Raw genomic sequence first — 23,686 nt, 5'->3', positions numbered from 1 at the left:
GACGTGGACGGTAAACCGATGAGCCTCCCTGCATCCCAGCTTCAGCGCCGTTACGAACACGTGCGCGCCCATAGCGTCGAATTGACGGCGACGCTGTCCGCCGAAGACCAGGCCGTGCAATCGATGCCGGACGCGAGCCCGACGAAGTGGCACCTCGCGCATACGACCTGGTTCTTCGAAACGGTCGTGCTGATGCGCCGCGTGCCCGGCTACGCGCCGTTCAACGACGCCTTCCAGTTCCTGTTCAACTCGTATTACGAAGCGCTCGGCCCGCGTCATCCGCGGCCGCAGCGCGGGCTGCTCACGCGTCCGTCGCTCGCGGAAGTGCATGCCTATCGACGGCACGTCGACGAAGCGATGCTGCGTGCGCTCGCCGACGCCGATTCGGCGCTGCTCGACACGATCGCACCCGAAGTCGAGCTCGGGCTGCATCACGAGCAGCAGCACCAGGAATTGATCGTCACGGACATGCTGCATGCGTTCTCGTGCAACCCGCTGAAGCCGGCTTTCCGGCCGCGCGGCGAAGCCGACACGCACGCGCTCGCCGCCGGCGACGCCGGCCCGCTGCGCTGGCTGCGTCAGACGGGCGGCCTCGTCGAAATCGGCCACGACGGCGACGCGTTCTCGTTCGACAACGAACGCCCGCGTCACACAGCGCTCGTGCGGCCCTACGAAATCGCGAACCGCCTCGTGACGAATGCGGAGTTCGCGGCGTTCATCGGGGACGGCGGCTACGCGCGTCCGGAGTTCTGGCTGTCCGACGGCTGGGCGACCGTGCAGCGGGAAGGGTGGCAAGCGCCCGCATACTGGCTGCCCGCCGACGACGGTGCGGCGGCGCCGCACGGATGGCGCACGTTCGGGCTGCACGGCGTCGAGCCGCTCGCGCCCGATGCGCCGGTGTGTCACGTGAGCTTCTACGAGGCCGCCGCGTATGCGGAATGGGCGGGCGCGCGGCTGCCGACCGAGTTCGAATGGGAGGCGGCGTTCGGCGCGGACGGCGTCCGCCAGATGCTCGGCCACGTGTGGCAGTGGACGCGTTCGTCGTACGAGCCGTATCCGGGCTTCCGGCCGCTCGCAGGCGTCGCGGCCGAATACAACGGCAAGTTCATGGTCGGCCAGCAGGTCCTGCGCGGCAGCAGCATCGCGACGCCGCCCGGGCACGAACGGCCGACGTACCGCAATTTCTTTCCGCCGGCCGCGCGCTGGCAATTCACGGGAGTGCGACTTGCGCGAGACGTCTGACCTGACGGCCACGAGCGGTGGCCTGCAATCCTCCGCCCGCGATTCGCGGCCGAGCGCGTTCGAGCGCGATCTGATCGACGGGCTGTCGCGCACGCCGCGCAGCATTCCGCCGAAATACTTCTACGATGCGACGGGCTCCGTGCTGTTCGACCGCATCTGCGAGCTGCCCGAGTATTACCCGACGCGCACCGAGCTCGCGATTCTGCGCGATCGCGCGGCCGAGATCGTGCAGCGCGTCGGCCCGCATGCGGACATCGTCGAATTCGGCGCCGGGTCGCTCGAGAAGATCCGCATCCTGCTCGACGCGTTCGCCGGCAACTACGCGAATGCGCCCGCACGCTACGTGCCGATCGACATCTCGGCCGACTATCTGCACGGCGCGGCTGCGCGGCTGCGTGCCGCGTATGCGTGGCTCGACGTCGCGCCGATCGCAGCCGACTACACGAAGGCCGACCAGCTTGCCGAACTGAGCGCGTCGCCGCGGCGGCGTATCGGCTTTTTTCCGGGCTCGACGATCGGCAACTTCTCGCCGGAGGAAGCCGACACGTTCCTGCGCGATGCGGCGCGGCTGCTGCGCGGCGGCGGTCTGCTGGTCGGCGTCGATCTCGTGAAGGACGAGGAAACGCTGCATCGCGCGTACAACGACGCGCAACGCGTGACCGCACAGTTCAACCTGAACCTGCTCGTGCGCGCGAACGCCGAACTCGGCGCGGATTTCGATCTCGACGCGTTCTCGCATTGCGCGTTCTACGATCGCGAGCGGCAGCGCATCGAGATGCATCTGGTCAGCGACGTCGCGCAGACCGTGCACGTGCGCGGCCATACGTTCCGCTTCGAGGCTGGCGAGCGGATCCATACGGAGAACTCGCACAAGTTCACGATCGACGGTTTCCACGCGATCGCGCGCCGCGCGGGATTCGAGCCGGATACCGTGTGGACCGACGCGGACAAGCTGTTCAGCGTGCATTGGCTGCGTAGCGTCGACGATATTCGCGCGTAGCGGCGGTTCAAGCGAACCGCGCCGCGACGGTGCGGGCGGTTTGCGTCTCGTCTCGCCTTTTCGTTCGATTCCGTTTCGCTTCGCGCGTCGGGTCGCCTTCGGTCGCTCGTTCGTTCACTCACTCGATCGAGCGCCGAAGCGCGCTCTTTCACGGCGCCGTATGCGTTCGCAACGTCTGTTCAAAGCCGCTTTTCCGTTGCGCAACAACACGTTGCCGCGGCGCGTAAACGTCCGTTACCGCTCTCGCACACCGGTTTCACCTGTGTCGTCGACCGTTGCCTAGACTCCGAACCGTATTCACACGAAGCACGACACGTGCAGGGAGTCGCGAGATGAGCAAGAAACTTCTTCTCGGTGCAGTTCTCGGTGTCGCCGCGCTCGCGGCGTCGGGCGTCGCATCGGCGCATGTCGATCTGTCGGTCGGTATCGGCGTGCCCGGCGCGTACGCGGCGCCCGCACCGGTCTACGTGGCTCCGCCGCCACCCGTTGCGTATGCACCGGTCGGCTATCGCTACGACGACTGGCGTGCGCGCGAATGGCGCGAACGCGAATGGCGTCGGCGCGAGTGGCGCGAGCACGAATGGCGTGAGCGCGCGTGGCACGACCGCGGCTGGCACGGTCGCTGGGACTGAGCGCCGACGTCGCGTGACAGTGCGCGCGGCGTCGTGACGGCCCCGCGTCGTTCGATCCGACCATAACCGGCAACGCGCGCCGTCACGATCATTTACAACGTCTTGCGGCGCGCATTCTCCGCGTTCATAAAATGCAATCACGCGAACGCGTCACAACGGAGCACAAGATGAAACGTCAACGATATCTGTCCGTGCTGACCGCTGCGCTGCTCGCCGTCGGCGCGGTTTCCGCGCATGCAGCGGCGGGCGGCAACGGCGGCGGTTCCGGCGGCAATGCGGGCGGCATGTCGGGCGGCCACATGAGCGGCGAAGCGCTGAGCAACTCGAACGGTTTCCGCTCCGGCGATCGCGACAAGGGCCTCGCACGTGCGGCCGATCGTTCCGATACGATGGCCGATCGCGCCGGCGTACAGCCGGGCCGCGGACATACGCACGGCCATTCAGCGCACACGACCGCGCACGGCAATCATTCGAAGCGAAACGCGTTCGGTAAAACGACAATGTAAGCGCGGTGCGCGCGCAGACGACAAGGGCGCCCGACCGAAGCACATGCTGAAGCCCGGATCGATATCGGGCTTTCGCGATGCGCGTTGGAGGGCGCCTTTCTCATGCAACCCGTGATCGTGAGCGTGGCCGACAACTTTTCGATAAAAGATCTCGAAAAACCCGGTGCTAGCATCGATTCTTTCATTCGTCGGCTGGCACGGTTATGCACCTCTGCTCATTCACGCTCAACGATCAACCCACTAGCGCGTTCGAGATCGCAGGACGTTCATTCCGTGCGTTTTCCGGGCTCGCCGATCACGCCAACAAGCGGCGCGACATGTGCGTGCCCGATCACGGCCCCATTCCGATCGGCACCTACTACATCGTCGATCGCCGATCCGGAGGGCGCTTGGGGAGGCTGTACGAAGCATTTGACCGAAGGTCGGACTGGTTCGCACTCTACGCGGACGACGGACGAATCGATGACGAAACGTTCTGCAACGGTGTGAGCCGTGGCCACTTCCGGTTGCATCCTGCGGTCGGCAGAGGATTGAGCAAGGGGTGCATCACGATCCAGAGTCAAGCCGACTTCAATGTCATCAAAGGAATGCTGCGCGGCGTAAAGGGCGTCCGGATTCCGGGCACCGATGTTTCGACGTACGGGAAGGTCATCGTCCGATGAAGCCGGTCGTCCGCGTCGGCATGCTGCTCGCGTGGTTGACGTTCGCCACCGTCGCGTATGGCATCGTGTGGTCGCGCCATCTCGATCTTTTTCCGAGCTGGCCCGGCTGGATGGCGCGATTCGCCTATCTCGTCACCCAGCTGAATCCCGCAGACACCGGAACGATGGAAGACCTGACGTTCACCTACATGGTGCTCGTTTCGTTCATCAACGTTTCGTTATCGACGCTGATCGGCTGGTTTGCGTGGCGCAGCCGCGGTCGCGTAGCTGGCTGGTTCCGCAAGCGGCGTTGAGCCGCGGTACGTCGCCACGCGCGCTAGCGATCCGCAGACGTCGGCGGAACCTCAGCCTTCAGTGACGCCGACGCGTCGTTGCTCGGACAGCACGCAGCCATACGGCGCGCCGAAAAAAGGCTGCTCATCGCCGCGCCGAGCTTCATCTCCGCCGCATCGCCGCATCGAACAACGCCTCCACGTCCCTGGCCCGCACGAACGTCGCCGCATCGTCGCCGTCGGCCAGCGCGCGGAAATGCGCTTCGCCGCACGCGAGCTTTGCGCGTTCGACCTCGCTCGGCGTGTCGCCGTCGGCGTTCGGCGTATCGACGACGAAGTACAGCCGCTCGCCGTCGTCCTGTTCCGCGAGCACGGCCCAGTCCGGGTGATAGCTGCCGAGCGGCGTCGCCACGCGGAACCACGCAGGCAGCTTCGCGTACAGCTTCACGCCGTCGTGCGCTTCCAGCGCATCGGCGAACGCGCGCTCCGCATCCGTGTCGCATACGACCGCCTCGTGAATCGACTTGCGCGCATCGAGCCGCAGGCTGCGCAGATAGCCGGTCAGCGCCTCGCTCTCGAACGATTCGAGCGCATGCACGTGCCGATCGCCGAGCTTCCGGTACGCGATGCCGGCAACGAGCGCAAGCCGCTTGCAGCGATTGATCGCATCGGCCGCGAGCGTGATGAACTGCTGCGGATTCACGCGGAAATCGTCGAGCCGGCCGCTGTCGGCGAGAATCGTCGCGAGCGAGCGGCGCGTGAGCTGCGTGCGATCCTGCAGCTCGGTCAGCAGATCGGGCAGCGGCAGCTCGCCTTCGTCGAGCAGCACCGTGCCCGCGCCAGCGACCTCGATCGCCTCGACGCCGGCCTTGCCGATGTCGATCTCCGCCTTGCGCCATTGCAGCCGCGCGCGCGCGACGTCGGGCGCGTCGCGCAGCGCGGCCGTGCAGTCGCGCACGAGCTTCGCGTTGTCGAAGTCGACGCTGTACACGGTGCGATGGCGAATGCGGTCCCACAGCGCGCGGAAGTCGTCGCCGAACACGACGGCCTTGCCCGACGCGTCGCGCCGCAGCGCAATCGCGCGGCGCTCGTCCGCGTTGCGCACCGCGAAGCGGCCGGACAGCTTGCGCAGCATCGCGACGATCGGCGCGCGCAGCGATTCGAACGCAGCGGGCAGCACCAGCGCGCGCTGACGCAACGCATCCTTCAGCCGGTCGAGCACCTTGCCCTGCGCGTCGACGTAGCCCTGTTCGTGCAGATGCGTCCACAGCACGCGCGATAGCTCGATGCCGAGCGCGTGCGCGGGTCCGTCGCCTTCCTGCACCGGCAGCGCCGCGAACTGGTGTTCCTCGACGATCCCGAAACGGATGCCGGTGTCGGCCTCGATTTCCTTCTGCAGATTCTCCGCGAACGACTCGTAGCGTTCGGTCGCGATCACGGTCAGCGTATTGACGCCCGGATCGCGCACGCGCTCGCCGTCCTGATCGACCGCGAGCCGCAGCCCGCGGCCGAGCGTCTGCCGGCGCTCGCGCTCGGTATGGATGTCGCGCAGCGTGCAGATCTGGAACACGTTCGGATTGTCCCAGCCTTCCTTCAGCGCCGAGTGCGAGAAGATGAATTTCAGCGGCGTGTCGAACGACAACAGCGCTTCCTTCTCGCGCATGATGAGCCCGTACGCGCGCTCGGCGTTCTCGCGCGCCGTCGCGCTGTTCTCGCTCGTGTCGGTCCAGCCGCCCTTGCGGTCGATCGAGAAATAGCCGTTGTGCGCGCGCTCGACTTCGCGCGCGATGTCGACGCCGTCGAACAGCGCGCGATACGCGGGCACGCGCGCCGCGCGCGCATATTCCTCTTCGAAGATCAGCGCGTATTCGCCCTTCACCGGCGCGCCGTTCTCGTCGTAGCGGCGATAACGCTCGACCGAATCGACGAAGAACAGCGACAGCACCTTCACGCCGCGCTCCGCGAGCCGCAGCTCCTTGTCGAGATGCTCGCGGATCGTGCGGCGGATCATCTCGCGCTGCACCGCGAGCGTGTCGATGTCGCCGAACGCGTCGCCGATCGACAGGAACGCTTCGCCTTCCGGATGACGCAGCTCGACGTATTCGGCGCCCTTCGCCGCATGGATCTCGCCGATCCGCAGCCCCGCGTACAGCGCGCGGCGCGTCACGCGCTCGAGATCGTCGCCGTCGGTCACCGACACGATCTGGCGCTTCACGCCGGCCGCGGTCGCGACGTCGAGCTCGACGCGCGCGCTGATCGCGCCGCGCCGGTTCGACACGCCCGCGAGCCGCACGTACGGCTTGTTGTGCGCATCCTCGACGATCGCCGATGCGATCTCGATCTGCTTGACGAGCTTGCGCTCGTACGCGTCCACCGCGTCGAGCCGGTACACCATGTGATGACGGTCGACGTGCGTGGCCGAATAGCGCAGCGTGCACAGCGGATGCATCGCGGCCAGCGCTTCGCGGCCGCGGCCCTCGAGCCCGCCGTCGACGCTCTGCGGCTCGTCGACGATCACGATCGGCCGCGTCGCGCGGATCAGATCGATCGGCTTCTCGCCGCCGGTTTTCTCGCTGTCCTTGTACAGGTTGTTGATCTCTTTCTTGTTGATCGCGGCGACCGTCATCACCATGATCTGGATCGCCGCGCTCGCCGCGAAGTGACGCACCTGGCCGAGCTTCGCGGAGTCGTACAGGAAATAGTCGTACGGCACGCCCGCATACAGCGCGCGGAAATGATCCTCGGTGATCGCGAGCGTCTTGTGCACGCCTTCCTTGATCGCGATCGACGGCACGACGATCACGAACTTCGTGAAGCCGTAGCGGCGGTTCAGCTCGAAGATCGTGCGCAGATACACGTACGTCTTGCCGGTGCCGGTCTCCATCTCGACGGTGAAATCGCGCGAGCCGGGCGTGCCGGACGGCGGCAGCCCGCCGCGCAGCTGCACGTCGGCGAGATTGCGCGCGAGCGCGTCGTCGGTCAGCGACAGCCGGTTGCCGACGCCTTGCTCGGACACCGCGAACCCGAGCGAGCCCTGCGCGGCGGCCGTGGTGCCGGGCGCGGCGTTCGCGAGCACGCTGAAGTCGCCGCGATACGACTCCTGCCCGCGAAACAGGTCGCAGACGGCGTCGATCGCGTCGCGCTGATAGTCGAGGTCCGCTTCGAAGTGCAGCCGCATCACAGGCTCCGCACGCGCTTCACGCCGTGCTGATCGAGCAGCGCGGCGAGATTGAGCTTCGCGACGTCGTCGACGAAGCCGCTGTCGCGGAACAGGCACGTGACGTCGCGCGTCGCGCCGCTCGCGTCGAGCAGGTCGACGATGCCGTCCGCGAGCGGGCCCGCATCGTCGCGCGCGATGCGCGCATCGAAGCACGCGACGATCTCGCGGCCGATCAGATGCACGGTCTTGCCGGCGACGACGTGATGCTCGACCGGCGTGCACAGATCGAGGCCGAGCTTCAGCGTCAGCTCGGCGAGCAGGTCGTCGTCGGTGCGGCCGGTCTTCACGTGTTCGACCGACGCGAACAGCGCATGGTCGAAATCGTCGCGGCGCGGATCCCACTCGATCACGTTCGTCGTGTCGAGCCGGTACACGCGGAACCCGAGGTCGCCATAGCTTTCCGGATAATCGCGCGCGACCTGCTGCGCGGCACGGCGGAGCCGCTCCTTCGTGATTTCCGCGAGCGTCGGCGGCTTCTTCAGCTTCGTGCAGAAATCGGCGGCCGCCTGCTGCGCCTTGTCGCGGCGATCGAGCGCTTCGGGCAGCTGCACGAGAATGTAGCGACGCGCGCCGCCGTCGGTCGCGTTCACCTGCATCACCGCGTGGCCGGTCGAGCCGGAGCCGGCGAAGCAGTCGAGCACGATGTCGTCGCCGCGCGTGCACCAGCCGATCACGGCCGCCGCGAAATCGACCGGCTTCGGCTGCTCGAACGGAATGCCGAGCGCCTTCAGCAGCGCGTCGTCGGAGCCGGCGAACGGCAGCACCGACGGCACGTTCTCGTACATGTTCTCGTCGAGGTAGTAGATCCGCTGCGGCTGCGTGGTCTCGTCGGGGCCGAATTCGATCTGGCCGCGCTCGAGCAGCGCCTGCATCGTCGCCGGCGGATTGCGCCAGCCGCGCGCCGGCATCGCGCACGGCTTGCCGGTGACCGGATGGATCAGCGGCGTGAAGTATTCGTCCGGCGCCTTCTTCTTGTTCGGCCACGCCATCGACACGAGGCGGTACACGCGCCCGTCCGCGGACAGCCGGTCGTACATCACCTCGCCGCCGGACAGATTGGTCTGCGCCTTCAGCCACGCGCGGTACGCCTTCTGCGCGTCCTTCGGATTGCCGCTGCGGTACATCGCGTCGTGCGCGGCGTCGAGCATGCGCTGCGCGTTGCGCTTCGGCCGCTTCAGCGGCGCGCGCTCGAGCAGCGTCTCGGCGTTGCGCGCGAACAGCACGAGCGATTCGTGCTGATATGCGATGCCGCGCGCGTCGCCCTTCGGATTGCGCTTGTCCCACACGGCGACGCCGAGCTCGTTCTCCTCGCCGAAGATCTCGCGCAGCATCAGCACGAGCGCATGCACTTCGTGTTCGTCGATGTGCACGACGATCAGCCCTTCGTCGGACAGCAGCGCGTGCACGAGCTTCAGCCGCGGATACATCATGTTCAGCCAGTCGGTGTGGAACCGGCCGTTCGCCTCGGTGTTCGTGCTGCGTTTCACGCCGCCTTCGGCCTGACCGGTGATCGACAGGTAGTGGCGGATGCTGTCGCTGAAGTCGTCCGGATAGACGAAATCGCTGCCGGTGTTGTACGGCGGGTCGATGTAGACGAGCTTCACCTTGCCCGCGTAGCTCTTGTGCAGCAGCTTCATCACGTCGAGGTTGTCGCCCTCGATCATCAGATGGCGCGTGTCGTCCCACGCGACGCTGTCGTCGGGGCACGGACGCAGCGTGCCCGTCGACGGCGTGAGCGCGGCCTGGCGCGCGCTGCGCTTGCCGTGCCAGTGGAAGCCGTAGCGCTCGTCGGCGTCGCCGACCGTGCGGTCGCCGACCAGCGCCTTCAGCACGTCGACGTCGACCGACGCGCCGTTCGGGCCTTCGGTCACGAGTTCGGGGAACAGCGCCTTCAGGCGCGCGACGTTGTCGGCGGTGAAATCCGTCGACATCGCCTGCGGGTTCGCCGCATCGAGTTTCTGCATCGTCTTTTCCATCGGGGGCCCGGCCGCGCGCACCAGGACGTCGGGCGCGGTCGCGGGATCGGCGATAACGCCGCCCGGGCAAACCCGAAACGCTAGCGAGTCGGTCGGCGCAGGTCAAGGGCCGATGCGGGTGGGGTGGGCCGACGACGGTTGCGATTCGCAGGCCCGCAGCCCGCATGCGCAGCGCAGCGGGGTGGCAGCGATCGTCGGCGCGCGGTGCGCCGACGGAGACGACGAAAAAAGGGCGCGTTCGGCGCTAGTCGGGCAGGTCGTCGTTGTCCCGCAAGGGTGTGGGACCGTGCGCAAAGAGGATTCTTCGCTTGCGGCGCAGGCTTCCATCCCGCAGGTTTTTTGCCGGCCGCGCGGAATAATGGAAGCCACCCCGCACGTCACCGCCTCACCGCCACCCCATCACAACCCGCCCGATTGCATCGAGCCCCATGTCGAACAGATGCGACACGAACGGCACGAGGTTCGGCACCATCAGCTGCACGAGCAGCAGTCCGACCAGCATCGTCACCGGGAAGCCGATCTGGAAGATGCCGATCTGCGGCGCCGCGCGATTCAGGATCCCGAGCGCGAGGTTCGCGATCAGCAGCGCCGCGACGACCGGCAGCGCGAGCAGCAGCCCCATCTCGAACACGGTCGCGCCGAACGCGGCCAGCGTCCGCCAGCCGGGCGCGTGCAGCAGCGCCGCCGACACGGGCAGCGTCTGGAACGACGCGGCGAGCGCCGCGAATACCTGCAGGTGTCCGTCCACCGCGAGGAACGCGAGCATCGCGACCGCGTTCAGGAAGCGGCCCATCACCGGCGTCGCGCCGCTCGAATGCGGATCGAAGAACGTCGCGAAGCCGAGCCCCATCGACAGCCCGATGTAGTCGCCGGCCGCCTCGACCGCCGCGAACACGATCTGCATCGTGAAGCCCATCGCCGCGCCGATCAGAAACTGCATGACGACGATCCAGATCCCTTCGGCGGAGAACACGGTGACGCCCGGCATCGCGCCGAGCGTCGGCGCGACGATCAGCGCCATGAACGCGGCGACGCCGATCTTCGCGCGCGCGGGCACCGACGCGTGCCCGACCACCGGCGCGGTCGCGACGAGCGCGAGCATCCGCACGAACGGCCACAGGAACGCGGTGAGCCAGCCGTTGAGCTGCGCGTAGGTGACGGAGAACATCGGCGTCGGGCCGGGCCGTACGCGGCGCTCAGCCGGCGCCGAGCGTCGCGACGTGCAGCAGCGTCTGCCGCAGATAGTCGAGCATCGTGGTCATCATCCACGGGCCGGCGATCACGAGCGTCGCGGCAACCGCCAGCAGCTTCGGAATGAACGACAGCGTCGCCTCGTTGATCTGCGTCGCAGCCTGGAACAGGCTCACGACGAGGCCGACCGCGAGCGCGACCAGCAGCAGCGGCGCGGCGAGCAGCAGGCCGACCATCATCGCCTGATGCGCGAGGGTCATCACTTGTTCGGGCGTCATCGCGCGATTCCTCCGCGGTTCACGTGAAGCTCTGCGCGAGCGAGCCGATCAGCAGCTGCCAGCCGTCCACCAGCACGAACAGCATCAGCTTGAACGGCAGCGACACGGTCGACGGCGACACCATCATCATCCCCATCGACATCAGCACGCTCGCGACGACCATGTCGATGATCAGGAACGGGATGAAGATCGTGAAGCCGATCTGGAAGCCGGTCTTCAGCTCGCTCGTGACGAATGCGGGCACCAGCAGCGACAGCGGCACGTCCTCCGGCCCCTGCATCGGCGCGGCCTTCGAGATCTTCGCGAACAGTGCGAGATCGGTCTCGCGCGTCTGCTTCAGCATGAAGCTCTTGAACGGCGCGACGCCGCGCTGCACGGCCTGCTCCATCGGCATCGCACCGTCGGAGAACGGCTTGTAGCCGTCGGTGTACGCCTTGTCGAGCACCGGCGACATCACGAAGAAAGTGAGAAACATCGCGAGGCCGACGAGCACCTGGTTCGGCGGCGTCGTCGCGGTGCCGAGCGCCTGGCGCAGCAGCGACAGCACGATGATGATGCGCGTGAAGCTCGTCATCATCAGCAGCATCGCCGGCAGGAACGACAGCATCGTGAGCAGCAGCATCGTCTGCACGCTCAGCGAATACGTGGTGCCGCCGTTCGGGCCGGGGCTCGTGTTGAACGCGGGCAGGCCGGCTGCCTGCGCGCACGCGAGCGCGGGGGCCGCGCAGAGGATCAGCGCGGGCACGAAGCGCGCCGCGCGACGCAAGAAAACGTGTTTCATCGGAATGCGCAAACGGAAAGAGGGCGCGGCGCCATGTCAGCGGTCCTTGCCGCGGCCGAAGCGCTTCGCGGCTTCGCCGGCCAGCGCGTCGCGAAAGCGCGCGCCGAACGTGCCGGGCAGGCCTTGCCCGGACGCTGCGCCGCTTGCGTGCGCATCGCCCGACGCGGCCGCCGCGGGCAGCGAACCGGCCGGCAGCGTATGCAGCAGCCGCACGTTGCCGGGCGCGACGCCGAGCACGAGCCACGTATCGCCGATCTCGACGATGGTCGCGCTTTCCTTCGCGCCGACGCCGACGCTCGACACGACCTTCAGCGGCCCGCCGCGTCGCGCGGGCTGAAAGCCGAAGCGGCGCGCGAGCCATGCGCAGCCGAACACGAGGCCGATCACGACCGCGAGCCCGACGAGCGTCTGCAGCACCGCGCCGACGCCGAGCGACGGCGCGGCGGAGCCGACCGTCACGCTCGACGCGAGCGCGCTCGCGCGGTTGACCGCGTTCATGTCGGCGGCGCCGGCCGGTGCGGCAGCCAGCAGCATCGCGGCAGCGACGGCGGCGGTAGCCGGAACGATCGCGGCATGCGCGAAGCGGCCGCGCGTCGCGAAAGTCATCGGTTCAGCTTCCGGATGCGCTCGGCCGGCGTGATGATGTCGGTCAGGCGGATGCCGAACTTGTCGTTGACGACGACGACTTCCCCCTGCGCGATCAGGCAGCCGTTCACGAGCACGTCCATCGGCTCGCCGGCGAGGCCGTCGAGCTCGACGACCGAGCCCTGCGCGAGCTGCAGCAGGTTGCGGATCGCGATCTTCGTGCGGCCGAGCTCCACGGTCATCTTGACCGGGATGTCGAGAATCATCTCGATGTCGTTGTGCGTCGAGCTCGGCGCAGCCTTCGACAGCGGCTGGAACACGCCGGCGCCCGTCGCGCCTGCCGGCACCGGCTGCTGGTTCTGCTCGGCGAGTGCGGCCGCCCAGTCGTCGAGGTCCTGTTCGGGGTCCGCCGCCGGCTCGGCCGCCTGCGCGGCGGCGGCCGCCGATTCCGTGAGCGCCGCGTCGGCGAGCGCCTGCGCGTCGAGGTCGGGCGTCTGGTTCAGCTCACTCATATCCACTTTCCTTCATCGTGTCGCCCGCGCTGATCATCTTCTGCACGCGCAACGCATATTGACCATTGAAAATTCCGTAGCCGCACTCCATCACCGGCACGCCGTCGACCTTCGCGGTGATGGTGTCGGGAATCTCGAGCGGCAGCACGTCGCCCGCGCGCAGGTTCAGGATCTTCTCGAAGGTCACCGGGATCTCGGCGAGATCCGCGGTCAGTTCGACCTCGGCGGCCTGCACCTGCTGCGACAGCACGCGCACCCAGCGCCGGTCGACTTCGAGCGCCTCGCCCTGGATCGGCGAGCTCAGCACGTCGCGGATCGGCTCGATCATCGAATACGGCATGCAGATGTGCAGCGTGCCGCCGGTCGGCCCGAACTCGATCGAGAACTGCGTGACGATCACGATCTCGTTCGGCGTCGCGACGTTCGCGAACTGCGTGTGCATCTCGGAGCGCACGAATTCGAACTGCAGCGGCCGCACGCTCTTCCAGGCGACCGTGTAGTGCTCGAACACGAGGTTCAGCAGCTTGCCGATGATCCGCTGCTCGGTCGCCGTGAAGTCGCGCCCTTCGACGCGCGTATGAAAGCGCCCGTCGCCGCCGAACAGGTTGTCGACGACGAAGAACACGAGGTTCGGATCGAACACGAACAGCGACGTGCCGCGCAGCGGCTTCACGTGCACGAGGTTCAGGTTCGTCGGGATCGGCAGGTTGCGCGTGAACTCGCTGTACTTCTGCACCTTCACCTGGCTCACGGAGATTTCAGCCGTACGCCGCATGAAGTTGAAGATGCCGATCCGCAACAGGCGCGCGAAGCGGTCGTTGATGATCTCGAGGCCGGGCATCCGGCCGCGGACGATCCGCTCCTGCGTCGCGATGTTGTACGGACGTACGCCGCTTGCGTCGCGCTGCTCGTCGACGGCATCGGTTTCGCCCGTCACACCCTTGAGGAGGGCATCGACCTCCTCCTGGGACATGAATTCTTGGTGGCCCATGCGCGCTCCTTTTGCGGCAGCGTTACTGGACGACGAACTCGGTGAAGAGCACGTCGTCGATCTTCGCGCGCTGGTTGCCCGGCTGCGTCGGCTGCTCGATCAGTTCGCGCAGTTCCTTCGCGAGCGTGCGCTTGCCGTCCGGCGTCGCCAGTTCCTCGGGATGCTTGTTCGACAGCGCGAGCAGGATCCGGCTGCGGATCTCCGGCATCCGCGCGGTCAGCTGCTCCTGCGCCTTCGGATCGGTGAGCTTCAGCGACAGCCCGACGCGCAGGTAATGCTGGCCGCCGTCGTCGGACTGCAGGTTCACGGTCAGCGGATCGAGCGGGAAAAACACGGGCGCGGCGAGCGGCGCCGGCTCGGCGCTCGCGGCCGGATGGCCGACGCCCTGCTTGTTGAGGAACACGTACATGCCGCCCGCGGCGGCAGCGGCCGCGCCCAGCGCGATGACGGCGATGAGCGCGATGCGCTTGAACTTGCCGGACGAAGCCGGCTTGTCGGCGGGCGGGTTTGCGGTCGTGGAGGCCATGTGAATGCGTGCGTGATGTCTCGTAGCATGCATTGTTCGGCATCCGCGCCGCGCGCGATGGGCGGAAAAGAGGGGGGATTTGCGGCTATCTCAGCCGATTGTGGGTTGTGCGTCGGCTGCGTGTCGGCTTGCTGGACGTCGCTTCGGCGGGGCGGCGACGAGCGGGACGGACGAGCGGCTGCTGCGGAGCGCCGCGCGACCCGCAACCGGCCGCCCGCGCCCCGACGACGGATCAGATCGGCAGCCGCGTGAGCAGCGGCGCGATCAGCACCATCGCGACGCCAGCGATCATCATCGTGAGGCTCGACACCACGCCTTCCTCGCTGCCGATCTCGCGCGCCTTCGCGGTGCCGACGCCGTGCGCGGCCGCGCCGAACAGCGCGCCGCGCGCGAGCCGCGTGCGCATCGGCACGAGCGCGAGCACGATCTCGCCGAGCAGCATCCCGCAGATGCCGGTCGCGATCACGAACAGCGCGGTCAGGTCCTTCGGCGCATGGATCTTGTCCGACACGGCGAGCGCGAACGGCGTCGACACCGAGCGCGTCATCAGCGAGCGCTGCAGCTCCGGCGACAGGTGCAGCAGCTTCGCGAGCAGCAGCGACCCGCACACGCCGGCGCCGATCCCCACCGCGACGCCGACCGACAGCGACAGCCAGTGCCGGCGGATCAGATCGCGATATTCGTAGATCGGCACCGCGAACGCGATCGTCGCGGGGCCGAGCAGCCACATCAACCAGCGCGTGTCGCGGAAGTACACCGAATACGGGATGCCCGTCAGCAGCACGAGCAGCACCAGCACGCCCGGCACGAACACGAGCGGCGAGAACAGCAGCGTCTTCTTGTACGCGTAGAGCCGCTTCGACGCGAAATACAGCACGACCGTCAGCACGAAGCAGCCGACGGAGATCGCGGTATTCACGCGGTCGGCAGGCAGGTTCGATAGCGCGGCGAGCATGGGCGGCTCCGGCTCAGTGAGCGACGGCGCTCACGCGCGTACGGCGGCGCTCGGCGAATACGCGCTGCGCGGCGAGCCGACGTTCGAGCTTCGCGGCGAGATCGACGGCCACGGCCACCGCGACCATCACGAACGCGGTGCCGGCGAGCATCACCAGCGCGATGCGCCAGCCGTCCTCGCGGAACAGCCCGCCGTACTGCACGGCCGCGACGGCGGCCGGCACGAAGAACAGCAGCATGTCGGACAGCAGCCAGTTCGCGCCGTCCTTCACCCACGCCGGTGCGACGCGACCCGAGAACAGCAGCACGAGCAGCACCGCGAGGCCGATCACGCCGGACGGAATCGGCAGCCCGACCTTGCGCACGGCCCAGTCGACCGCCATCCACAGCACGCCGAGCGCGGCGGCCTGCAGCGCGATCCGGCCGGTGCGGGCGACGCCGCCGGAGGCGGCACGGGTCACGGCGTTCGATTCGTTCATGGCGGGGCTCCCATACCGATATTTCATCAATGGCGCAAGTATAGAATTCCCTCATCCATAAATAAAATGACTTGTCTCTATTCTTGTCATTCCGATTCGGAATTCATTTGAATTCGTCGCACCAATTTGGGGAGTCGCCGATGGAATTGCGCGCGCTGCGGTACTTCATCGAAGTGGTCCGTCAGCAGAGTTTTACGGCCGCGGCGGACCGGCTGTTCGTCACGCAGCCGACCATCAGCAAGATGGTGAAGGCGCTCGAGGACGAGATCGGCTCGCCGCTGCTGCTGCGCGACGGCCGGCAGATGGTGCTGACCGACGCGGGACGGATCGTGTTTCAGCGCGGCCAGGACGTGCTCGCCGCGCAGGCGCAGCTGCAGTCGGAGCTGAACGATCTCGGCACGCTCGGGCGCGGCGAGCTGACGATCGGGATCCCGCCGCTCGGCGGCTCGCTGTTCACGCCGATCATCGCCGCGTACAAGCAGCGCTATCCGAACATCGAGCTGAAGCTGTTCGAGCAGGGCGCGCGCATGATCGAGGCCGCGCTGATGTCCGGCGAGCTGGAGCTCGGCGGGCTGCTGGAGCCGGTCGATCCCGGCACGTTCGACCGGCTGCCGATGGTGCGCGCGCCGCTATGGCTCGTCGCACCGCGCGAGTCGCGCTGGGAGGATCACACGAGCGTGCCGCTCGCCGATCTCGCGCGCGAGTCGTTCGTGTTCTATGCGGAAAGCCTCGCGCTGCACGACGCCGTGCTCGATGCGTGCCGGCAGGTCGGCTTCACGCCGTCGATCGTGAGCCGCAGCGGGCATTGGGATTTCATGGCGGCGCTCGTGCACGCGGGCGTCGGCATCGCGCTGCTGCCGGAGCCGTACTGCCGGCGGCTCGATGCAGGGCAGTTCACGTGCCGGCCGATCGTCGAGCCGGAGATCACGTGGGCGATCGCGCTCGGCTGGCTGAAGAAGGGCTACCTGTCGCACGCGGCGCGCGCGTGGCTCGACGTCGCGCGCGCGACGCTGCCGATCGCGTCCGGCGACGATCTCGCGTTCGGCGGGCTGAGGGCGCGCAATTGAGGTTCGCGGCGATGCCGGCGGCAACGCGGCCGCACGGCACGACTCGCACGGCGGCCGCGACGGCCGCCCATCGCGCTTAGTGGCCCATCGCCGGGCCCGCGCCCTTTTTCGGCTTCGTGATCCACACGAGCGCCGCGAGCGCGATGAACACGATCGCCGACAGGTGGAAGAAGTCGTTGGTCGCCATCATGAAACCCTGCTGCGTGACGAGCTGATTGAGCTGCGCGTTCGCGGTCTGCCCGACGATGCCGAGCTGCGCGAGCGCGCTCTGGTAGTCGGTCGTGTTCTGCGCGTACACGCTCACCGATTCCGCCAGCCGCGCATGATGGTAGATCGCGTCGTTTTCCCAGAACGTCGAGCTGACCGCGGTGCCGATCGCGCCCGACAGCGTGCGCAGGAAGTTCGACAGGCCCGATGCGCTCGCGAGCCGTTCGTCGGGGATGCTCGACAGCGTGATCGTCGTCATCGGCACGAAGAAGCATGCGACGCCGATCCCCTGCACGAGCCGCGGCAGGATCACGTGATTGAACGGCACGTCGAGCGTGAACGTCGAGTTCCACACCGACACGATCGCGAACACGATGAACGCGAAGCTCGCGACCATCCGCAGGTCGAGCCGATGCATGTTGCGGCCGATCAGCGGCGACAGCACGAGCGCGAGCAGGCCGACCGGCGCGGTCGCGAGGCCGGCCTTGCCGGCCGTGTAGCCCATCACCGTCTGCAGCCACAGCGGGAAAATCACGACCGAGCCGAAGAACGCCATGAAGCCGAACGAGATGATCAGCGCGCCGAGCGCGAAGTTGCGATCCTTGAACAGCGTGAGGTCGACCACCGGCTCGTTCTCGGTCGCCTCCCACACGAGCATGAACGCGAGCGACACGACCGCGATCAGCGCGAGCGCGACGATGAAGGTCGAGTTGAACCAGTCGCGGTCCTTGCCGAGGTCGAGCATCATCTGCAGGCACGACACGCCGATCACGAGCAGCGCGAGCCCGACCGCGTCGATCCGCTGCTTCGTCGTCTTGGTCTCGCGGCCGCGCAGCAGGAAGAACGCGCACGTCGCGGAAAAGATCCCGATCGGCAGGTTGATGTAGAAGATCCACGGCCATGTGTAGTTGTCGCTGATCCAGCCGCCGAGCAGCGGACCGAAGATCGGCGCGACGATCACCGTCATCGCCCATAAACCGAGCGCGAGCCCGCGTTTCGCGGGCGGGTAGCTGCGCATCAGGATCGTCTGCGACAGCGGCACCATCGGCCCGGACACGAGCCCCTGCAGCAGCCGGAACGCGATCAGCGTCTCGAAGTTCGACGCGAGGCCGCACATCGCCGAAGCAATCGTGAACGCGAGCACGGACAGCGTGAACAGCCGCACTTCGCCGACCCGCCGCGCGAGCCAGCCGGTCAGCGGCACCGCGATCGCCGACGCGACCGAATACGACGAGATCACCCACGTGCCTTCGCTCGTCGCGACGCCGAGGCTGCCCGAGATCGTCGGCACCGCGACGTTCGCGATCGACGTGTCGAGCACTTCCATGAACGTGCCGAGCGCGAGCCCGACGGTGAGCAGCGCGAGCGCGCCGCCGCTGAGCGGCGCGGGTTCGGCGGCAGCGGGCGCGGCGGATGCGGTGGTCGCGGACATCGAACTCTCCTGGATGCGGCGCGCGGACGCGCCGTCACGACGCACGGGCGCGCGACGCGGCGCGGCCCGGCCGGGTTGAACAAAGGAGGGCAGTCAGACGGCACATGTCGCGTCACCTTCTGCCCAGACAGAGAAATAAGTGAATGCTTAACCTGTGCATCGTGCGTAGCGCTCAGTCGGCCGGTCCGTCGTCGGGTGCCGGACAGCCGTCGGCGCTCGGTCCGTTCGCGATGAACCGCTTCAGCAGGCCGGTCAGCGTCGCGAGTTCGTCGGCCGAGAAGCCGGCGAGCTGCGCATTGAGCGCGGTCGCGATCAGCGACGGCAGCGCGCGCGCCGCGTCAGCGCCGCGTTCGGTCAGCGTGAGCTCGATCATCCGGCGATCCTGCTCGCTGCGCGAACGCGCGACGAGACCTTTGCGCTCGAGGCGGTCGAGCATCCGCGTCATCGAACCGCTGTCGTACGCCATCTTGCGCGACAGTTCGAACGGCGTATTCGCGTAGCCGCGTGACAGCAGCAGGATCACGCCGATCTGCTGCGCGGTGAGATCGAGCGGCTCGAGCGCGCGATCCAGCCGCTCGAGGAGCGCCTGGCGCGCCTTCGTCAGATAGAAGCCGACACTCGTTTCCAGCTCGATGTTCTCGGGGTCGTAGAGGCCGTCGTTCATCCGATTGCGCACGCCGCAACAGTGCGTTTCAGGTCAAAACGCGCCCAGTATCTTGAAAAATGATTGCTTAGTCAATATTATTTCAGGCAACCAGTTACGACGTGCATGTTGCACTGCCGGAGACTATGTTCTGACCGCTTCGCCCGCGCTGCCGGGCACCCCGAGGATGTTCGCGATGCTGTTCCTGAAAAATGCCGCCGGCGCGCTGCGCCGCAACCTGACCGATACCGCTCATCATGTGTTCTCCGGGCCGCACCGCGGCTGGAAGATCGCGCTGTACGTGACGATGCTGATCGTGCCGGGCGGCTCGCTCGCGGCGCTCGGGTTCGCGTGGTTCGATCATCGCCGGCAGCGCAACGCGAAGGACGCCGCTCGTCGCGACGCTCGCGCGGCGGCTGCGGAGCCGTCGTCATGGCGGCCGTCCGCCGACGCCGTTCCCGTACCCGTTCCCGTCTCCGTACGCTGCCACTGACATCGCGTGTCGCCGCCGCGCCGGCTTTTCTCGCGTCCGGCGAGCGTCGTTCACCGCGTCGTCGGCGTTCGCGCGCTCGATCGACGCGCCGATCCGCGTGTCCGCCCGCAAGCGATGCGTAATCGCCGGTAAACCGGCCTGCCGCGCCGGTAACACATTCCGGCCGCCGCGCACCGTACCCTTACGGCTGCGCAGCTTCCCCGCCGTCAGTTACCATTTGCCCGCCAGCGGCATGACGACCGCATCCGCGACACCGTTCGCCGGCCGTCACGCCCAGACAGGAAAAATCACGATGCCGCATGTCCCCCTCCCGCGTGCCTTTCGCCCGCTGAGCGCCGCCGTCGCCGTTGCGACGGCCGTGCTGCTCGCCGGCTGTGCCGTCGGGCCCGACTATCACCGCCCCGACGCGTCGATTCCCGCCGCGTTCAAGGAAGCGCCTGCCGGCTGGAAAGTCGCGCAGCCCGCCGACCGCACCGACCGCGGCCCGTGGTGGAAGGTCTACGCCGATCCGCAGCTCGACGCGCTGATCGACCGGCTCAACGCGTCGAATCAGACCATCGCGCAATCGGCGGCCGCGTACCGGCAGGCGCGCGCGCTCGTCGCCGAGGCGCGTGCCGCGTATTTCCCGACCGTCAGTCTCAGCGCATCGGGCTCGCGTTCGCGCACGCCGCGCGCGTCGCTGTCGTCGGGCACGTCGTCGAATTTCGGCAGCGGCGCGTCCGGATCGATCAACAACAGCTACAGCGTCGGCCTCGACGCGACCTGGGAGCCGGACCTGTGGGGCAAGGTGAGCCGCAGCGTGAGCGCGCAGCGCGCCGGCGAAGCGGCGGCCGCCGCCGACCTCGCGAACGCGCGGCTGTCGCAGCAGGCGCTGCTCGCGCAGACCTATTTCCAGCTGCGCACGTCCGATACGCTGCAAAAGCTGCTCGACGATACGGTGAAGTCGTACGAGGAGTCGCTGAGGCTCACGCAGAACCAGTATGCGCAGGGCGTCGCCGCCCGCGCGGACGTGATCCAGGCGCAGACGCAGCTGCAAAGCGCGCAGGCGGCGTCGATCGACAACGGCGTCGCGCGCGCGCAGTACGAGCATGCGATCGCGACGCTGATCGGCGAACCGGCATCGACGTTCTCGCTGCCGCCGATGCCGCTCGCATCCGAGCCGCCGATCACGCCGGTCGACGTGCCGTCCGCGCTGCTCGAGCGCCGGCCCGACATCGCGGCCGCAGAGCGACGCGCGGCCGCCGCGAACGAGCAGATCGGCGTCGCGATCGCCGCGTTCTTCCCGACGCTCACGCTGTCGGCGAGCGGCGGCGTCCAGAGTTCGGTGTGGTCGCAACTGTTCACGCTGCCGGCCCGCTTCTGGACGGTCGGCCCGCAGCTCGCGGCGACGCTGTTCGACGCCGGGCTGCGCGCCGCGCAGACCGAAGCCGCGCGCGCAGCCTACGACCAGGACGTCGCCGCGTATCGCCTCGCGGTGCTCACCGCGTTCCAGGACGTCGAGGACAACCTCGCGTCGCAGCGCATCCTCGCGCAGGAAGTCGACGTGCAGCGGCAGGCCGTCGAAAGCGCGCAGCATGCGCTCGCGATCGTCACGAACCAGTACAAGGCGGGCACGGTCGCGTATCTGAACGTGCTGACCGCGCAAACCACCGCGTTCACCGCGCAGCAGAAGCTCGCGTCGATCGCCGGACAGCGGATGGAGTCGTCCGTCGGGCTCGTGAAGGCGCTCGGCGGCGGGTGGGACGTCGCGGATATCGCGCGCGAGACGGGCGGCATGGCTGCGCCCGCGCCGGTGCCGGCTTCCGGCGCCGCAGCACCGGCAGCCGCCGCGCGGTCGGCCGCGGCGCCGCTCGCGCAGCAGTAAAGAAGCAAAACGGGAAGGGCGACGCGCGCGTTCAGCGCGCCGCGTCGCCGTAGATCAGCGACACCTGGTTGTTGCCGATCGGATGACCGAGCAGGTTCAGCAGCCCTGCGAGATTCGCCTGCTGCTCGGGCGCCGCATGCGCAGTGCCGCGAAATGCGCCGCGATTCGGCCCGAAACTGCCGTGCCCGTCGAGGAACAGCGGCCCCTGCGTCGTCGACAGGTCGAGATCGACGCTCGTGCCTTTCGCCTGCAGCACCGCGCGATACGACCCGAGCGGCTTCACGCGCGACACGCGCGAACTCATCGAATCGATCGTCACCGTCAGCTGGCCGAACGCGTTGCCGCCGATCACGCGCCAGTCGGTCCACGCAAGCCGCACGTCGCCCTGCAGATCGAGCGTGTTGAACGGCGTGCCGAGCCCCGCGAGCAGCGACGCGGGCACGGCCATCGCGCCGGCCGACAGCACCGCGCCGCGCCACGTCGCGTCGAGCGTGACGGCGTCGGGCATCGCCTCCGTCTGCCGCATCTGCATCTGCACGCGCCCGGTCAGCAGCGGCCAGAAGCGCGTCGTCCATTCGACGCGGCCCGGCAGCAGCGTCGCCGCGCTCTGATCGGCGCCCGGCGCGAGCATCAGCGTGCCCGAGCCGCGCCACATCGAGCCTTCCGGATCGACGAGGTTCACGTGGCCACCGGTCGCGCGCGCGAACTGCGGCGCGATCCACGCGGCCGGCGCGAGCGCGACGAGCGTCACCACGATCGCGAGGCCGCCGGCCAGCACCCACGGCAATGCGGCACCGAGCCGCCTGATCCACCACGTCATCGAGCGACCGCCGTTTGCGAGTTCCGATCCGTCATTTCTGAACCGACGGCTGCATCACGGCCGTCAGGTCGACCTGGCCGTCTTCCTTCAACGCGCTCACGTGCGTCTCGCCGACCTGCACCTTGAACTGCCGGCGTGCATCGTCGAGCCACTGCGTCCACGCGGGAAACGCAACGTTCTTGATCTGAATCTGCACGCCGTTGCCGACGATCTGCAGCTGCGCGCCCTGCAGCCCGTGATCGGACAGCGACGCGGTGAGCGCGTCCTTCAGCGCAAGCCCGGTCGGCGCGACGCCTTGCGCGGCCGCCGTCAGCGACTTCGCCTCGTTCGCCTGCGCGGTCATCTGCGCGAGCTCGCGGCGCATCGTCGGCAGCTCGCGCTCGATCCGCGCGCGGCCTTCCTGCGCGGGCGACCACAGCACCGAATACGCGATCGCGACCGCGAGCACGGCGCCGCCCCAGCCGAGCAGCATCCTTTCGCGCGGCGTGCGCTCGCCCCAGAACTGGGCGAGCGTCTGGTTCAGTTGTTCCGTGTTCATGAGCGGCTCCGGATCGTCCATTTGCCCGTGCTGCTGTCGACTTCGCCGGACAGCCCGTTGCGGGCGAGACGCTGCGTGAAATCGGGGTCGACCTTGACCTCCGGCTTGAAACCGACGTCCAGACGCCGGTCGTGATAGTCGAGCGACGCGATGCCGTTCAGCGGCAGCGCACCCATCGAGCGCGACAGCCCGCTCGCGAGCGCGAGGAAGTCGTTCGGCGACAGTTCGCCCGCCGCGACGCGCAGCTGGTCGAGCTGGCGCTGCATCTGCGCGGGCGGATCGAGCACCGTCGTCGTTTTCGGGAACGCGGACAGCAGCGTCTCGGTGATCTGTGCGGACAGCGCATCGCGCTCGCGCGACAGCTTCCACCAGTGCAGGTTCATCCCGATCACCGCGACGCCGAGCGTCGCGGCCGCGAGCGCGATCGGCACGCGCAGCCGCTTGACCGTCGCGCGGTCCAAGCGCCACGGCTGCGACTCGAATTCGAACTGGCACAAATCGAAGCGCTCGGCCAGCGCGCGCCGCGCGAATGCGTCGAACGGCAGCGGCTCGGCGCCCGGCAGCAGCGGCGCATCGGTACGGCCGACCGACGCGAGACGCGGCTCCGCGCCCGGCTCGCCGAGCTCGTACAGTTCGACGTCGCCGCCGCCGGCAAGGGCGGCAAGCGTGCCGGCCGCGCGCGACGCAGGCGCCGCGAACCCTTCGCCGAGCGCGCCGCGTGCGACGGCAAGCTCGAGGCGCGGCACGCCTGCCGCGGACGGCAGCGCGCCGGCCTCGACGAGCGCGGGCTCGACCGGCGTCGCGACGCCGAGCAC

General features: G+C 68.1%; 25 protein-coding genes. 9 read left to right on the top strand and 16 right to left on the bottom strand.

Annotated elements, in window-relative coordinates:
- Window positions 1–18 precede the first annotated feature (18 nt).
- The 6 genes from egtB to BUB20358_RS23570 all read left to right on the top strand — a co-directional run bounded on the left by egtB (window position 19) and on the right by BUB20358_RS23570 (window position 4,335).
- Complete coding sequence (gene egtB / locus BUB20358_RS23595; protein WP_035971481.1) at window positions 19–1,242, top strand: ergothioneine biosynthesis protein EgtB; 1,224 nt, start codon at window positions 19–21, stop codon at window positions 1,240–1,242.
- On the top strand, window positions 1,226–2,242 hold the full coding sequence (egtD, locus tag BUB20358_RS23590; RefSeq protein WP_006763030.1) for an L-histidine N(alpha)-methyltransferase: 1,017 nt from the start codon (window positions 1,226–1,228) through the stop codon (window positions 2,240–2,242). Before egtB ends, egtD begins: the two co-directional genes overlap by 17 nt.
- A 332-nt stretch (window positions 2,243–2,574) precedes the next feature.
- Window positions 2,575–2,874, top strand: a complete 300-nt coding sequence (locus tag BUB20358_RS23585; protein ID WP_035971478.1) for a hypothetical protein — start codon at window positions 2,575–2,577, stop codon at window positions 2,872–2,874.
- 167 nt (window positions 2,875–3,041) lie between these two features.
- On the top strand, window positions 3,042–3,380 hold the full coding sequence (locus BUB20358_RS23580) for a hypothetical protein (protein ID WP_035971476.1): 339 nt from the start codon (window positions 3,042–3,044) through the stop codon (window positions 3,378–3,380).
- A 203-nt stretch (window positions 3,381–3,583) separates the two neighbouring features.
- Window positions 3,584–4,042, top strand: a complete 459-nt coding sequence (locus BUB20358_RS23575) for a DUF2778 domain-containing protein (RefSeq protein ID WP_035971474.1) — start codon at window positions 3,584–3,586, stop codon at window positions 4,040–4,042.
- Entirely contained in the window at window positions 4,039–4,335 is a 297-nt protein-coding gene (locus tag BUB20358_RS23570) for a hypothetical protein (protein WP_035971472.1), read from the top strand. Before BUB20358_RS23575 ends, BUB20358_RS23570 begins: the two co-directional genes overlap by 4 nt.
- Before the next feature lie 142 nt (window positions 4,336–4,477).
- On the opposite strand, the gene BUB20358_RS23565 is transcribed toward BUB20358_RS23570, so the two are convergent.
- The 11 genes from BUB20358_RS23565 to BUB20358_RS23515 all read right to left on the bottom strand — a co-directional run bounded on the left by BUB20358_RS23565 (window position 4,478) and on the right by BUB20358_RS23515 (window position 15,807).
- Window positions 4,478–7,492: a type III restriction-modification system endonuclease gene (locus BUB20358_RS23565; RefSeq protein WP_035971470.1), complete on the bottom strand. Its 3,015-nt coding sequence runs from the start codon at window positions 7,490–7,492 to the stop codon at window positions 4,478–4,480.
- A complete protein-coding gene (locus tag BUB20358_RS23560) occupies window positions 7,492–9,510 on the bottom strand; it encodes a site-specific DNA-methyltransferase (protein ID WP_006763028.1) in 2,019 nt (672 codons plus the stop codon). The genes BUB20358_RS23565 and BUB20358_RS23560 overlap by 1 nt, the downstream gene beginning before the upstream one ends.
- A gap of 385 nt (window positions 9,511–9,895) precedes the next feature.
- Window positions 9,896–10,678 carry a flagellar biosynthetic protein FliR gene (gene fliR, locus BUB20358_RS23555; RefSeq protein WP_006763027.1) on the bottom strand — a complete coding sequence of 261 codons (783 nt, stop codon included), beginning with the start codon at window positions 10,676–10,678 and terminating at the stop codon, window positions 9,896–9,898.
- 28 nt (window positions 10,679–10,706) lie between these two features.
- Entirely contained in the window at window positions 10,707–10,979 is a 273-nt protein-coding gene (gene fliQ / locus BUB20358_RS23550) for a flagellar biosynthesis protein FliQ (protein ID WP_006763026.1), read from the bottom strand.
- A 19-nt stretch (window positions 10,980–10,998) separates the two neighbouring features.
- Window positions 10,999–11,760, bottom strand: a complete 762-nt coding sequence (gene fliP / locus BUB20358_RS23545; RefSeq protein ID WP_006763025.1) for a flagellar type III secretion system pore protein FliP — start codon at window positions 11,758–11,760, stop codon at window positions 10,999–11,001.
- Between the two features lie 36 nt (window positions 11,761–11,796).
- On the bottom strand, window positions 11,797–12,366 hold the full coding sequence (gene fliO / locus BUB20358_RS23540; protein ID WP_006763024.1) for a flagellar biosynthetic protein FliO: 570 nt from the start codon (window positions 12,364–12,366) through the stop codon (window positions 11,797–11,799).
- Window positions 12,363–12,857 carry a flagellar motor switch protein FliN gene (fliN, locus tag BUB20358_RS23535; RefSeq protein ID WP_035971468.1) on the bottom strand — a complete coding sequence of 165 codons (495 nt, stop codon included), beginning with the start codon at window positions 12,855–12,857 and terminating at the stop codon, window positions 12,363–12,365. Before fliN ends, fliO begins: the two co-directional genes overlap by 4 nt.
- Window positions 12,850–13,848 carry a flagellar motor switch protein FliM gene (gene fliM, locus BUB20358_RS23530; RefSeq protein ID WP_006763022.1) on the bottom strand — a complete coding sequence of 333 codons (999 nt, stop codon included), beginning with the start codon at window positions 13,846–13,848 and terminating at the stop codon, window positions 12,850–12,852. Before fliM ends, fliN begins: the two co-directional genes overlap by 8 nt.
- Before the next feature lie 22 nt (window positions 13,849–13,870).
- Window positions 13,871–14,407 (bottom strand): flagellar basal body-associated protein FliL, encoded by a 537-nt coding sequence (fliL, locus tag BUB20358_RS23525; RefSeq protein WP_006763021.1) that lies wholly within the window; start codon window positions 14,405–14,407, stop codon window positions 13,871–13,873.
- 199 nt (window positions 14,408–14,606) lie between these two features.
- The gene (locus tag BUB20358_RS23520) at window positions 14,607–15,329 is read right to left on the bottom strand and encodes an LrgB family protein (RefSeq protein ID WP_006763020.1); all 723 of its coding nucleotides are present in this window, start codon (window positions 15,327–15,329) and stop codon (window positions 14,607–14,609) included.
- Window positions 15,330–15,342: 13 nt separating this feature from the next.
- Entirely contained in the window at window positions 15,343–15,807 is a 465-nt protein-coding gene (locus BUB20358_RS23515; RefSeq protein WP_035971466.1) for a CidA/LrgA family protein, read from the bottom strand.
- Window positions 15,808–15,947: 140 nt separating this feature from the next.
- Here BUB20358_RS23515 and BUB20358_RS23510 point away from each other — a divergent pair, with 140 nt between their 5' ends.
- The gene (locus BUB20358_RS23510) at window positions 15,948–16,874 is read left to right on the top strand and encodes a LysR family transcriptional regulator (protein WP_006763018.1); all 927 of its coding nucleotides are present in this window, start codon (window positions 15,948–15,950) and stop codon (window positions 16,872–16,874) included.
- Window positions 16,875–16,950: 76 nt separating this feature from the next.
- Here the strand turns inward: BUB20358_RS23510 and BUB20358_RS23505 are convergent, their stop codons facing one another.
- Complete coding sequence (locus BUB20358_RS23505; protein WP_006763017.1) at window positions 16,951–18,513, bottom strand: DHA2 family efflux MFS transporter permease subunit; 1,563 nt, start codon at window positions 18,511–18,513, stop codon at window positions 16,951–16,953.
- Window positions 18,514–18,685: 172 nt separating this feature from the next.
- Window positions 18,686–19,177 carry a MarR family winged helix-turn-helix transcriptional regulator gene (locus tag BUB20358_RS23500; RefSeq protein WP_035971465.1) on the bottom strand — a complete coding sequence of 164 codons (492 nt, stop codon included), beginning with the start codon at window positions 19,175–19,177 and terminating at the stop codon, window positions 18,686–18,688.
- 175 nt (window positions 19,178–19,352) lie between these two features.
- On the opposite strand from BUB20358_RS23500, the gene BUB20358_RS23495 reads away from it, so the two are divergent.
- Both BUB20358_RS23495 and BUB20358_RS23490 read left to right on the top strand, forming a co-directional pair.
- Window positions 19,353–19,649 (top strand): multidrug ABC transporter ATPase, encoded by a 297-nt coding sequence (locus BUB20358_RS23495; RefSeq protein WP_081293704.1) that lies wholly within the window; start codon window positions 19,353–19,355, stop codon window positions 19,647–19,649.
- 292 nt (window positions 19,650–19,941) lie between these two features.
- Entirely contained in the window at window positions 19,942–21,513 is a 1,572-nt protein-coding gene (locus tag BUB20358_RS23490; protein ID WP_035971464.1) for an efflux transporter outer membrane subunit, read from the top strand.
- 31 nt (window positions 21,514–21,544) lie between these two features.
- On the opposite strand, the gene BUB20358_RS23485 is transcribed toward BUB20358_RS23490, so the two are convergent.
- The 3 genes from BUB20358_RS23485 to gspL form a co-directional block, all read right to left on the bottom strand.
- Window positions 21,545–22,333 carry a type II secretion system protein N gene (locus tag BUB20358_RS23485; protein WP_006763013.1) on the bottom strand — a complete coding sequence of 263 codons (789 nt, stop codon included), beginning with the start codon at window positions 22,331–22,333 and terminating at the stop codon, window positions 21,545–21,547.
- A gap of 31 nt (window positions 22,334–22,364) precedes the next feature.
- Complete coding sequence (locus BUB20358_RS23480) at window positions 22,365–22,871, bottom strand: type II secretion system protein M (protein ID WP_035973225.1); 507 nt, start codon at window positions 22,869–22,871, stop codon at window positions 22,365–22,367.
- A partial coding sequence (gspL, locus tag BUB20358_RS23475) for a type II secretion system protein GspL (RefSeq protein ID WP_174905125.1) occupies window positions 22,868–23,686 on the bottom strand: 819 nt, incomplete at its 5' end. The genes gspL and BUB20358_RS23480, both read right to left, overlap by 4 nt.

This window comes from Burkholderia dolosa (genome assembly GCF_902499135.1).
Taxonomy (GTDB): Bacteria; Pseudomonadota; Gammaproteobacteria; order Burkholderiales; family Burkholderiaceae; genus Burkholderia; species Burkholderia dolosa.
The sequence above is the reverse complement of the archived record's forward strand: the minus strand, read 5'-3'. Positions and strand labels throughout refer to the sequence as shown.